The sequence below is a fragment of the Paenibacillus sp. PvR098 genome, assembly GCF_017833255.1.
Lineage (GTDB): Bacteria > Bacillota > Bacilli > Paenibacillales > NBRC-103111 > Paenibacillus_G.
The window spans coordinates 4,188,810-4,201,864 of the sequence record NZ_JAFIBU010000001.1; the positions used below are offsets into that span (position 1 = coordinate 4,188,810).

The 13,055-nt window shown below is 48.4% G+C and carries 10 protein-coding genes and 1 pseudogene; 9 read left to right on the forward strand and 2 right to left on the reverse strand.

Going from position 1 to position 13,055, the window contains the following annotated elements:
• Positions 1-80: 80 nt before the first annotated feature.
• Entirely contained in the window at positions 81-956 is an 876-nt protein-coding gene (locus tag JOE45_RS20765) for a polysaccharide deacetylase family protein (protein ID WP_245247104.1), read from the reverse strand.
• Positions 957-1,340: 384 nt separating this feature from the next.
• Here JOE45_RS20765 and JOE45_RS20770 point away from each other — a divergent pair, with 384 nt between their 5' ends.
• From JOE45_RS20770 to JOE45_RS20800, 6 genes and pseudogenes are all read left to right on the forward strand, one after another.
• The gene (locus JOE45_RS20770; RefSeq protein WP_210022559.1) at positions 1,341-3,077 is read left to right on the forward strand and encodes a methyl-accepting chemotaxis protein; all 1,737 of its coding nucleotides are present in this window, start codon (positions 1,341-1,343) and stop codon (positions 3,075-3,077) included.
• A gap of 228 nt (positions 3,078-3,305) precedes the next feature.
• Positions 3,306-4,016 (forward strand): FadR/GntR family transcriptional regulator, encoded by a 711-nt coding sequence (locus tag JOE45_RS20775; RefSeq protein WP_210022558.1) that lies wholly within the window; start codon positions 3,306-3,308, stop codon positions 4,014-4,016.
• Positions 4,017-4,176: 160 nt separating this feature from the next.
• A pseudogene (locus JOE45_RS20780) lies at positions 4,177-5,318 on the forward strand (iron-containing alcohol dehydrogenase).
• A gap of 118 nt (positions 5,319-5,436) precedes the next feature.
• Entirely contained in the window at positions 5,437-6,867 is a 1,431-nt protein-coding gene (locus JOE45_RS20790; RefSeq protein ID WP_210023540.1) for an NAD-dependent succinate-semialdehyde dehydrogenase, read from the forward strand.
• A gap of 85 nt (positions 6,868-6,952) precedes the next feature.
• Positions 6,953-8,305 (forward strand): FAD-binding oxidoreductase, encoded by a 1,353-nt coding sequence (locus JOE45_RS20795; protein WP_245247504.1) that lies wholly within the window; start codon positions 6,953-6,955, stop codon positions 8,303-8,305.
• Positions 8,306-8,311: 6 nt separating this feature from the next.
• Complete coding sequence (locus tag JOE45_RS20800; RefSeq protein ID WP_210022556.1) at positions 8,312-9,604, forward strand: (Fe-S)-binding protein; 1,293 nt, start codon at positions 8,312-8,314, stop codon at positions 9,602-9,604.
• Between the two features lie 109 nt (positions 9,605-9,713).
• On the opposite strand, the gene JOE45_RS20805 is transcribed toward JOE45_RS20800, so the two are convergent.
• Positions 9,714-10,247: a histidine phosphatase family protein gene (locus tag JOE45_RS20805; protein ID WP_210022555.1), complete on the reverse strand. Its 534-nt coding sequence runs from the start codon at positions 10,245-10,247 to the stop codon at positions 9,714-9,716.
• A gap of 239 nt (positions 10,248-10,486) precedes the next feature.
• Between JOE45_RS20805 and JOE45_RS20810 the strand changes: the two genes are divergently transcribed.
• The 3 genes from JOE45_RS20810 to JOE45_RS20820 all read left to right on the forward strand — a co-directional run bounded on the left by JOE45_RS20810 (position 10,487) and on the right by JOE45_RS20820 (position 13,028).
• Positions 10,487-11,434 (forward strand): LLM class oxidoreductase, encoded by a 948-nt coding sequence (locus JOE45_RS20810; RefSeq protein ID WP_210022554.1) that lies wholly within the window; start codon positions 10,487-10,489, stop codon positions 11,432-11,434.
• Between the two features lie 41 nt (positions 11,435-11,475).
• The gene (locus tag JOE45_RS20815; protein ID WP_210022553.1) at positions 11,476-11,679 is read left to right on the forward strand and encodes a hypothetical protein; all 204 of its coding nucleotides are present in this window, start codon (positions 11,476-11,478) and stop codon (positions 11,677-11,679) included.
• A 548-nt stretch (positions 11,680-12,227) separates the two neighbouring features.
• Positions 12,228-13,028 (forward strand): enoyl-CoA hydratase/isomerase family protein, encoded by an 801-nt coding sequence (locus tag JOE45_RS20820; RefSeq protein ID WP_210022552.1) that lies wholly within the window; start codon positions 12,228-12,230, stop codon positions 13,026-13,028.
• Positions 13,029-13,055 lie beyond the last annotated feature (27 nt).

Here is a 13,055-nt window from a genome sequence, read left to right on the forward strand (position 1 = left end):
GATCACTTTATTCGCTTCCAGCCTCGGCGCAAATACGCTTGAAATCGGTGTCCTCACGGCCTCGTATGCTTTGGGGCCAATCAGAGATCATTTTTCAACAGCTCTGGGACGGTAAGAAGCTTATAGCTTTGGGTGCGCAGAGCTTTGATGACGCCTGGAAGAGCATCTACTGTTCCCTGCAAGCTTTCGCCGACGCCTCCTGCGCTGTGCTGCAGGATAATCGATCCGGGACAAGTGTGGGCCAGGATGTTGGCTGCCACCTGCTTACCGTTCAACTGCATCCAATCAAGGCTGTCCACGTTCCATAATATGATTTTTTTCTTCGCTTTTATGGCTTCTTCCACGATCGTATCGCTAAGGGCTCCGTATGGCGGACGTAAGAGAAAGGGCGTTGTTCCCGTCACCATGCGGATTACATCGTCTGTTCGTTGAATTTGAGAACGGATGACCTCCGGGCTTAGCTTCGCCATATTGGGGTGGTTCCAGCTGTGATTGCCGATCACGTGTCCTTCCCGGGCGATACGGCGCAGCATATCGGGGTTTCTATCGCATCTGCTGCCAACAACAAAAAATGTCGCTTTCACATGGAATCGAGCAAGCACGTCGAGTACCTTCGGTGTCCATTGGTCATCGGGACCATCGTCGAACGTCAGGGCCGCTTCTTTGAGGAGCGGACCATGAAGTATGACCTCGGTCGGATATTTGGATGACCAATCGAGATGCTCGATGTGGGAGGCATGTTCCTCCGGTCTTTCGGGACCTCCGATATGAGGCTCCAACGGCACGGGCTCTCGTAATCCGCCATTCGTAATCGGAGCGGTAGGATAGCCGTTCCAAGGATCAAAGCCATAAAGATAGGGTGACCAGGCGGCGTACGGCATCATGCAGCCGAATGGATCGTAAATGATAGAGCCTCGCCAAGTCATCCAGGGTACCCTATAGAAAGGATAGCACATGGTTCAATACCTCCTAGAAGTTCCCGACGGAAAGCCGACTCCGAGAGCGATAATCAAACAGCGATTCATATAACGGCTTCCGCTCCCCAATCCTACAGCCTATGTGCAACCACTGAAGCGGGTTCCTCTTCTATTGACCCGGTTGGCTGATCATAAAGTAGTGGGTAAAAGGTCCATCAGCCCGTTCTGACAGTCCTTTTTCTACTGCTGAAATCGAAATATCTGTGACCATGTATTTAGACTGTATGAGTCAAAGGTCCTTGATTTTTCCAAAATATATTTAAAAAAATCCCAAAAAAACTAAAGGTTAGGGGTTTCAATGACGATATAATAACTATGCTATGCAATAACAACGTCAACAATACTAACATTGGAGGAGAAGGCATGAACTGGTTTAAAAACTTGTTTAATTGGTTTCATAATCTAAAAATTTCACTAAAGTTTATTTTGAGTTTCTCCGTGGTGCTGCTTATTTTGGTAGCCATTGGGGTATTCGGGATCACGAATGCGAGTAAGATCAACAGTAATTTGGAAGACATCTATAAGAACCGTCTGGTTGCTATCACCGAACTGGGTACGGTCGCCACAAATTTGCATAGAATCAACAGCAGTATCGGAAGTTATTTGTTAAGCAAGGATGTTGAAAGCCGGAATGTAGAAAAGAGCAAAATTGACGAGAGCGCCAAAATGATCGAAGAGGCATTACAAGGGCTCTCCGTTGTCCAATTATATGAAGCGGAAAAAAAGGAATTGGAATTATTCTTGTCCCTATGGGAGCAATATTTGCCTGAAGTGCAAAAGGTCTATGGTTATGTTGACAATAACCAGATGGATTTTGCGATAACCCATTATCAAAGACACGTATTAATTCGCATGAATGGCGTGGACAGGAGCTTCCAAAATTTTATTGGGATGAACGAAGAGAATGCTCATACGGCTTATACGGAATCCAATAAAGTGTTCCAGGGAGTCCTTCAATTCTCTACAATTTTTATCGTGGTTTCTTTTATCGTATCCGCATTACTAGGTTATCTGATGACGTCTTCTATTCGCAAGCCGCTTAACCAGTTGTTAGGTCTTTCAGAGAGAATCGGCCGGGGAGATTTATCTCAGAAGATCGACATCAAGCGGAAGGATGAATTCGGAGACTTGGCGGGATCATTTGAGAAGATGAGAGTGAATCTGATCGAGATTGTCGAGAACGTAAAGCACTCTTCCGCCATATTGTCTGGCTTGTTTAATGAAATCCGGGATCACGCTGATAATACAGGCAAGGCATCTAACATGTTTTATGAGGGTCTTCAAGAAAGCGCTGAAAAATCAAGAGTTCAATCTGAACAAGTTACCAATGATGCGATCATTATCAAGGAGATGGCCCATGGTCTCCAGCAGGTAGCCGGCAGCATCGATCAAATCGGAATCCATTCCATTGAAATGGAACAATCGTCTACCAGTGGGGTCACAGTTGTGCAAAAAGCAGTTGAAAAAATAAGCCATGTACAGAAAGAGGTTCATCACTCGTTTGAAACCATGAATCATTTGGTGGAGCTATCGAGAGAGATCGAACAAGTGATGCACACGATCAGAAGTATTGCCGAAGAGACGAACCTGTTATCCTTAAATGCCTCTATTGAAGCGGCACGAGCTGGGGATGCGGGTAGAGGCTTTGCCGTGGTTGCACATGAAGTGAGAAAGCTGGCAGACAACAGCAGCCAAGCAGCGAATCATGTGCAAACGATGATTTCCAAAATCCAGGAAGGAAGTAAGAATGCAATGCGGTCCATCGAGCTTTCGCTTCGTGAAATAGACGATGGTCAAGCTAGAGTAGGGGAAGCCGGTTCCGCCTTCTCCGAAATTCAAAGCTGGATTCTGAACATAAACAATAACATCCAGGATGTATCTGCATCCGTTGAAGAGTTGGCGGCGGGAAGTCAGCAAATTAATGTTTCCATTCAAGGGATCGAACAATTCTCCTCTCAAACCGCTCAATCGAGTCAGGAATTTGCTGCAATTTCTGCCGAGCAAATCCATTCTATGGATCAGGTGATTGGATCCATCAGGCAGTTGTACGAAACGACGCAGGAAATGAACACGGCGATTAATCGTTTCGTTTTGAAATAGTGGGCAATGAATGAGCGTCGGGGTCTTATGATCCCGGCGTTTTTGTCTTTTTTGAAGGCCACAGATGTAGAAAAAGTCGCAGTCATACAACATGATTTCCCGAGAAATAAATTGAATATTTAAAATTTATATTGAAATGTTTGGAATGCAATGTTAGAATCACTTTAGGTCAGGTGGTAATACCACATAGCCACTCTACTACCTGATCAAAATAAAGGCGGGATAAACATGAACTATGCTCCAATAAAAAAACAAAAGGTACATGAGATTATCATAGGTAGAATTAAAGAATCCATCGAATCGGGAGAATTGAAACCGGGTGACAAGCTTCCGGCCGAAAGAGACTTGGCAGCCATGTTTTCCGTTTCCAGAGGACCTATTCGTGAAGCCATAAGCGTACTTGCGTCCAAAGGGATTATTACGGTCAAACCTGGAAGCGGTATCTTTTTGAACCATAATGATAAGGATGAGTTGTTTTCGTTATTCGACTCCATCTTTAACGATGGAGAACAGGATATATTTGAATTGCTGGAGTTACGTCTTGGTGTTGAAAGTTATGCGGCCTTTTTTGCTGCTCAACGAAGAACAGCACAGGATCTGAAACGAATGAAGAGCGCGCTCGATCAAATGGAAAGTTCAATCAAGCAGGGCGAGCTTGCCGTAGAAGAAGATTTTGCTTTTCACACGGCTATTATTGAAGCCAGTCATAACTCCATGATGATCAACACCTTTAAATTAATCTCGGACTTTTTCATTCAAGGTGTGTTTCAGGCCAGAATTGATGCTCTTAAAATTCCGGGCAAAACAGAAGAAGTATTTGTTGAACACAGACTTGTCTATGAGGCGATCCTTGCTGCAGATGCTGAAATGGCCCGGAAAGCCATGGCAGACCACATTGGCAATATCTCGCATCAACTGAATGCGATGGAAGAAATCTGATTCACGGATTCTCTCCAAGCAACCTGGAGAGGAAACCGTTTTAATTATGGTGGAGGCGGTGATGTTTGGATTGATACATATCCAATAGGTGAGAGCATGGAGTAGGATAGAAAGGGGTAGGCGCAACTTGGATAGTTACAAATATTATATGCCCACACATATGGAGTGTGGCCGAGGACTTGCTAGAAAAGCAGGAGAGTTCTTGAAACCGTTCACAAAAGAAAAAGTATTGATTGTCACCGATCCAGGAGTTAGAAAGGCTAACATTCTGGAGCCCATTGAAGCTTCTTTGAACAAATACGATATCCCTTACGACATCTTTGATGAAGTGGAACCGAACCCGACGAGTCAGGTGGTCGACAAAGCCATCCAATTTTTGCGGCAAGGAAAATATGACCTCGTATTAGCCGTAGGAGGTGGCAGCAGTATTGATACGGCAAAGGCGATTGCCGCCATGGCTAATAACACCGGCAGCATACTCGATTACGAAGGAGTGAACAAATTACCTAACCCCTCCCTTACGCTCGTAGCTATTCCGACAACGGCAGGTACGGGAAGTGAAGCGACATCGTCTACTGTAGTTACGAACACGCAAACTTTATTCAAAACGGCCATCCTCAGCCCGTATTTATATCCGAAGCTGGCCATTTTGGACCCTGAGCTTACTCTCAATTTGCCGCCTGCAATTACAGCTGCTACAGGAATGGATGCGCTTACTCATGCGATAGAGTCTTATACCTCGAAATTAGCGAGCCCTGTCAGCCAAGCTTTTGCGATTCACGCTGTCAAAATGATTGGGGAAAACCTGCACAAGGCCTACTTCGTAGGGACGGACATGGAAAGTAGGGAGAATATGCTGGCGGCCTCTTTTATTGCCGGCATCGCTTTTGCTCACTCGCGACTAGGAAATGTACACGCGATTTCGCACACGTTTGGGGGCGTTTTCAACATTCCTCACGGCATCGCGAATGCAACATTGCTGCCGTATGTTCTTGCATTTAACCTGCCCGCATGTCCTGAGAAATTCAAGGATATTGCCGCTGCCTTAGGGGAATTGTCAGTGGGTTATCGACGATTGAAGCAGGCCGGAAAGCCATTGAAGCTGTCGTAAAGATGAATAAAGCCTTTAACATTCCAAACAACATTAAGGATTTGGGAGTATCACTGGATTACCTGCCGCAAATGATTAAAGACTCCATGAGAAGCGGAAATGTGTTGGCCAATCCAAGGCTGGCCCATGACAACGATATTAAACAAATTATTGAAAGCGCTTATCAAGGTGTGTTATTCCCTTATGGCTAGTCGTATGGCTTGATTTAGACTTCATTACATTATCCCGTAAATATCGATGTTTCTATTAGGAGAATGATATAATTAGAATATTCACTAATTTAGGAGTTCATGGGAGGTAGATGTCGTGCTGTATATTAATGGAGAATTCTGTAATGCCAGGTCCAATCAAACCTTTGACGTGATCAACCCGGCGACGGGAGAAGTAGTAGAAACCGTTGCCAAAGGGGGCGCGGAGGACGCGCAAGCTGCCATTGACGCAGCTCAGGCCGCACTGCAGCCGTGGTCCCGCTTAACGGCGAAGGATCGCTACACGTTTTTGACCCGAACCGCGGGGATTCTCCGCAGCCGTACCGAACCGATTGCGGAGCTGATCACCCGCGAGATGGGCAAACCGCTGGCGGAGGCGAGAGGCGAGATCGGTCTTGCGATCGACTATCTGGACTGGTACGCCGAAGAGGGTAAACGGATCTATGGAGATACCATACCAGCCTCTGCTCCGAACAAGCGCATCTTCGTGCTGCGTCAGCCGGTCGGTGTGGTCGGGGCGATCACCCCGTGGAACTTCCCGATCGCGATGATCACCCGCAAGCTGGCCCCGGCGCTGGCGGCAGGCTGCACGATCATCCTCAAGGCGGCGTCGGCTACACCGCTGGCCGCGATTGAGGTGTTCAAAGCGCTGCATGAAGCCGGTGTGCCCAAGGGCGTAGCGAACCTAGTGAACGGTTCCGCCTCCGAAGTGGTGGGCACCCTGATGGCCAGCCCCGTGGTGCGCAAGATTACCTTCACCGGCTCAACCGAAGTCGGCAAAGAGCTCGTACGCCAGTCGGCCGACACAATGAAGAAAGTATCGATGGAACTCGGCGGACACGCCCCGCTTCTCGTATTTGAGGATGCCGATCTGGAGAAAGCGGCAGAGGGAGCGATCGCCAGCAAGTTCCGCAACGCCGGTCAAACGTGTGTTTGTACGAACCGGATCTATGTGCAGAAGTCCGTGGTTGAGAAGTTTGCCTCCATTATGGCGGAGAAAGTAAAGAAGCTCGTCATTGGCAACGGCCTGAATGACGGCGTCAACATCGGTCCGTTGATCGACAAAGCGGCAATGGAAAAAGCGCAGGAGCATATCGACGATGCGGTGGAGAAGGGTGCCACCATCCTGGCGGGCGGCAGCAAGCTTATCGAAGGTGAACTGGCGGGCGGCTGCTTCTTCGCACCGACCGTGCTGCTTAACGCGACGCATGACATGAAGATTTCCTATGAAGAAACGTTCGGCCCGGTCGCGCCGATCTTTACGTTTGAAACCGAGGAAGAAGCAATTCGCTATGCCAATGACACCGTCTATGGGCTGGCTTCCTACATTTATACCAAAGACGGCTCCCGCATGTTCCGGGTAGCCGAAGCGATGGAGTACGGCATCGTCGGCATCAATGACTCCCTGCCAACTGTAGCGCAAGCTCCGTTCGGCGGGATCAAGGAATCCGGCGTCGGACGCGAAGGCGGCAAGTACGGCATTGAAGATTATTTGGAGTATAAATTCCTGTCCCTCCAGTTGGACCTGTAAAAGGATGATGGCTGTGGCTTATAGAAAAATAGATTCCGACATCGTACGCCGGGTGCGTGCCATCATTCCTGAACCCAAACGCGTGATGACGGAGAAAGCGGATTTGGCCGGCTATTCCTTTGACGGTTCGTTTGGGACCTATATGCCGGAGCTGGTCGTGCAGCCGAAAAGCACCGCCGAGGTGGCGTCCATCGTCAAGCTGGCCTATGAGGAAGTCATTCCGGTGTATCCTCGCGGCCAGTCGACCTCGCTTTCTGGAGGGCCGCTGCCGGTCGAAGGCGGCATTGTACTGGATCTGTCCCGGTGGGATCAGAAGCTGGAGGTCTACCCCGAGGATCTCATCGTGGTCGTTTCCCCGGGCGTATTGACCGGAAACATCCATGCGGCGGCGGAAAAGGTCGGGTTGATGTACCCGCCTGATCCGAGCAGCTCCGCGGTTTCGACGATCGGCGGCAATTTGGCCGAGAACTCCGGGGGGCCGCGCGGCTTGAAGTACGGTGTAACGAAAGATTATGTGCTGGGGCTGGAATTCGTCACGCCGCAGGGGGAGATTATCCGTACGGGCGGCCGCACGGTGAAGAATGTGACCGGCTATGACTTGACCAAGCTGATTGTCGGGTCGGAAGGGACGCTAGGCGTCATTACCGAAGCGACGCTGCAGCTGATTCCCAAGCCGCCGAAAACGGCGACGCTCCTGGCGATCTTCGATGATATCGTGACTTCCGGCGAAGCAATCTCGAAGGTGCTGACCTCGGGCATCCTGCCCTCCAAAATGGAGATCATGGACCAAGCCTCCATTCATGCGGTGGAAAACTACGAGCCGAGCGGGTTGCCTGTGGACGCCGAGGCGATCATCCTCATTGAGGTGGATGGCCACGCCCGCACGGTCGAGGAAGAGATCAAGGAAGCCGGGCGGATTTGCGAAGCCATCGGGGCCCGCGAGGTAAAGATCGCCAGCACGGCAGTGGAGGAGGCCAATTTGTGGAAAGCGCGCAAACTGGTGTCTCCGGCGATTACCCGGGTCAAGCCGACCAAGATTTCGGAGGACGCCACCGTTCCGCGCAGCCAGATCCCGGCGATGTTTGCCCGGTTGAAAACGATCCGCGAAAAATACAACGTCAACCTGGTTGTGTTCGGGCATGCCGGAGACGGGAATCTGCATCCGAACATTGTGGCCGACAAGCGGGACAAAGAAGAGATGAAGCGCGTCGAGCAGGCCGTGACGGAGATATTTGAAACGGCGATCGAGCTGGGCGGCACGCTGTCCGGTGAGCACGGCATCGGCAACATGAAGGCGCCGTTCATGGAGATGGAGTTGGGGAAAGCAGGGCTTCAAATGATGAAGCTGATCAAGGACAGTTGGGATCCGAAGAATATTATGAATCCGGGCAAGATTTTTCCTGCTCCCGGGCAGCGGCTCAACTTAACGGAGGGGTAGCAGCCGATGAACCGAAACAAAGAATTGCCTTACGACGAAACGATCCAATGTGTGCAATGCGGCTACTGCTTACCGGCCTGCCCTACCTACGTGACCATGGAACGGGAAACCCATTCGCCGCGCGGCCGGATCAATTTGGTGAAGATGGCGGCGGAGGGACATCTGTCGCTCAGTGAACTGGAGGGGCCGATCGATCTGTGTCTGGGCTGCCGCGCCTGCGAAACGGCGTGTCCGTCGGGTGTGGAATACGGCAAAATTCTGGAAGGGGCGCGGGAGGCGCTGGCGGAGCATAAGGCTAAGCGGACCTCCAAGCCGCTGGGCAAGCTGCAGGACGCCATGTTTCAGGACGTCTTTCCCGACTCGAAGAAGCTCAAGGTCGCAGCCGATATGATCTGGCTGTACCAAAAGAGCGGTCTGCAGAAGGTGGCGCACAAAAGCAAGCTGACGCGGATCCTGCCGAAAAACCTGTGGGCCTTTGAGGAAGTACTGCCGCAGGTGACTTCTCCCGCAGCAAGGCGCAATCGTCCGCGTCTCTTCGAGCCACCGAAGGGAACCCAGCCGAAGTGGAAAGTAGCTTTTTTCACCGGATGCATCATGGATGCAATGTTCGAGAAGATTAATCGTCTGTCGATGGAACTTCTGGCGTTGGGGGGCTGCGAGGTGCAGGTGATCGCCGAGCAGACCTGCTGCGGGGCGCTTCACGCGCATGCCGGACGCAAGGACGATACAATGATGCTGGCGAAGCAGAACATCGAGGCGTTTGAACGGCTGGACGTGGATTTCATCATCAATAATGCGGGCGGCTGCGGCGCGATGCTGGTGGAATACGATCATCTGTTCCATGGAGATCCACAGTGGGAGGCGCGGGCCAAGGCGTTCGTGGCCAAAACCCGCGATATTACCCAGGTGCTGGCTGTATGCGAGCTGCCTCTCTCCAAACCGATGGACGAGATCGTCACCTACCAGCATTCCTGCCACATGACCAACGTGCAGAAGGTGGTCAAGGAACCACTGGAGCTGATCAAGCAGATTCCGGGGATCTCATATAAGGAAATGGCCAACCCGAATATGTGCTGCGGGTCGGCTGGAATATATAATGTAGTCCATTACGAGGAATCGATGGAAATCCTGGGCGTCAAGATGGAGACGGTCAAGACGACCCAGGCGACGACGATCGTCACCACGAATCCCGGCTGTCTGCTGCAGATGAAGCTGGGTGTGCAGAAGGAAGGCATGTCCGACAAGGTTCGAACGGTTCACCTCGTTGAGCTGCTGGCCGAAACCTGCGGTATTTCATAATCATAACAAGGGGCTGTCCCATCATCATTCTAACTGAGGGGCAGCCCTTACTATATGGAAGTCCCGTCGACATGGAATCTGTAAACGGAAATTTGATGCCGAACATGTATTATTTTTCAAACACATAGAGCTTACCATTGTCGGGAATTTTATATCGGGGTCCATGGAATCCTCTTCTCATCAGTTCCTTTCTCATACTCATCATTAAGCCGGCATGACTTACAATGAGAACGTTCTCCTGACTTTGAAACACAACCTCATCCAAAAATAGCTTGACCCGCGTTTCTGCATGCTTCAAATCCAAGCGGGTTTGACGATTGGCGATCCATGAAACACGGATAAGAATGGCCCACCATAAGAACGGAAGCTTCATTCTTAGCTTAAAACGAGGGGCAGGTATTTCCCTCAGCTCCGGAAAGGAATCAACTTGTCCATCATATATCGTTTTAGCCGTAAACAACGCTCGGGATAAGTCGCTTGAAAAGCAGCGGCTCCATTCGATGCCGGCAAGATCTGTTTGCCCTTTTTCAACTTGTGCTTCATCATACTCTTTAAACCATTGCATCACCTCATCTGTCGAGACGAGCCTGTTCGCGGGGTAATCTTTCTTCACTTTAAAATGCCTTACTAATCCGATTTTCATCTTTATAAACACCCTCTCAAGCTACAATATAACCCTATATAACTTATACTGTCTATATCGTAATTAACAAGAAAAAGGGTCTAGTGAGCCCATTTACTTTTCATGATAGAATTGCTATCCTTTTTTCCAAGGAGGAGGCTACATAATAGGATGTAGGGCGGGGTATCTTACCTATTGTCCAGTATTTTGGTAAAAAATGCTTTATGATTACTTTGCATATGGAAGGAAATTATGAGCAAATGAATGATTTTGGTCAGCATCAAGGCTATAGACGCATGTTTAAAGAGCACCATTTAACGTTAGGCCTGTTTTTTCCTTTGGAGTCGTATGAAGGAAGTATTCCTCTGATGAATCTGGAGGAACAGGTCAAGCTGGCAAAGAAAGCGGAGCAATTGAATTTTGGTTCATTATTCGTGCGTGATGTTCCATTATATGACCTCAACTTTGGAGATGTAGGACAAATATACGATCCATGGGTATATCTCGGTTATCTCGCGGCCCATACGGAAAAGATTTCACTTGCCACGGGCAGCATCATCGTAACCCTACGGCATCCTTTACATGTTGCTAAAGCCGCTGCTTCCATCGACAAAATATCCGGCGGACGACTGGTACTTGGGGCTGCCACAGGGGATCGGCCTATAGAATTTCCGAGTTTTTCAGTTAATTTTGACCAAAGAGGGGAATTATTTCGAGAAGCATTATCGGTTATTAAGAACGTATGGAAACAGGATTTTCCTGTCATCCAATCTCCTGGGGTTCATATGGTCAGTGGTGATCTTTTACCGAAGCCGGATTTACGCGATATTCCGGTTCTCGTAACCGGGCATAGCGGCCAGTCGATGGAATGGATTGCGGAGAACGCAGATGGATGGCTGTATTACCCTCGTAATCTGTTTTATCAAACGAGTCTGATTCGAGATTGGCGTGCTCATCTGGACGGATTCAAGCCGTTTGCTCAGTCCCTATATATTGATTTGGCTGAGGATCCGGATGAAGCGGCGAGTAGTATCCATTTAGGGTTTAGAATCGGACGCAAAGGCCTGATCCGATATATTGAGAATTTGAAAGCTGCCGGTGTGAATCATGTGATATTCAATTTGAAATATGGAAAGCGTCCTGCAGCTGAAGTCATCGACGAGTTAGGCGAGGAAGTCGTGCCGTTATTCCCTGCCGCAGATCGCTAGAGTAGAAGCACATTTTTCAATAATACATTTGGAGGTATGTCATGTTTGTGGTGAAACTGTATGATCAGTCGGCGGCTTGTCTGCACATTGGTCGTTTTGATGATCTGGCGTCATCGGAAAAAGCAGCAAAAAAGGGATTAAATTATAGCAAAATAGCGATCATCTATGAAGGAGAAATGCCTGTTAAGCTATATGATCAAGGCGATTATAAAGACGGTTTTCCTTTAGGGGTTGGAAGTTATTAAGCGAAAAACGATTGCAATAAAAACCAAGGTGAAGCCAGGGTTATATTCCTGAAATCCTTTGGTTTTTTAAATCCATCCACGTCCGGAAAGGAGGGAAAACCGGAGGTGAAGAAGAAATAACTAAACCATCTGATGATTTCTCAACAATCTCTAACGATATAGTAGAATCGATTACATAATATATATTATGATAATATAACGTTTGGAAATAAAACGCAATATCATTTTGTGAATGAATGAGGCTCAGCGAGTAGTTAGCGTCTACGGGAAGAAATACGCAGGATTCACGGTAAAATCACAGTTTGAAACCTATTTTGAAAGCGATTTCAAATGAGATTATGTTTCGTAATTACTATACGAACTATAATCTGACGATAAAAAAACATAATATTAGTGTAAAATTAAGTATTATAAAGAATATGAGTGATTTTATTGGGATTTTAGGCGAAAATGAACCAAATCTAAATTTGATAATTTTCAAACAATTTTGTAAATTATGTCTTGTGTACGTAAGTTTAAAAAACGTAATACAGAGGAGGATTATAAACATGACATCCGTAACTGTGAACAAAGAAAGCGCACTGACACTCAAAAAAGAAAATGGGATCGCAGAAATTCATCTGCACGTCAACAAAACGAACTCCTACAGCCTAGACTTCTATAAAGAGCTAAATGCGGCAATCGATGATATTCGTTTTGATTCTTCGATCAAAGTTGCCATTCTCATGAGCGATGTGCCGAAGTTCTTCTCTGCAGGTGCTGACATCAACTTCCTGAAGGCGGCTGAGCCTCGCTTCAAAACGCAATTCTGTTTGTTCTGTAACGAGACATTGGATAAAATGGCCCGCTCCCCGCAAATTTTTATTGCTTGTCTCGAGGGACATACGGTTGGCGGCGGTCTGGAGATGGCGCTTGGCTGCGACCTTCGATTCATGGGAGATCAAGCAGGCAAAATCGGCCTTCCTGAAATTACACTCGGAGTGCTCGCCGGAACCGGCGGAACACAGCGCTTGGCTCGTCTGATCGGTTTCTCCCGCGCGCTGGACATGAATATCACCGGCAAAACGATTACACCTCAGGAAGCGCTCGAAATTGGCCTGGTCAATGATGTGTTCCCGCAGGAACAAACACGTGAAAAAGTGCTTGAATATGCCAGAAATATCGTCAACAGCGCATCCTACTCGGCTTCGAACATCAAGCTTTCCATCATGAACGGTAAAGAGATGCCGCTCAACGTGGCGATTCGATATGAAGGCGAGCTGCAGAATCTGCTTTTCCGTTCTGAAGATGCTAAAGAAGGTTTAAGCGCTTTCTTGGAAAAACGTAATCCGGACTGGAAAGGTCTGTAATTTGTAAAACCGCTGTTATTCATAAGG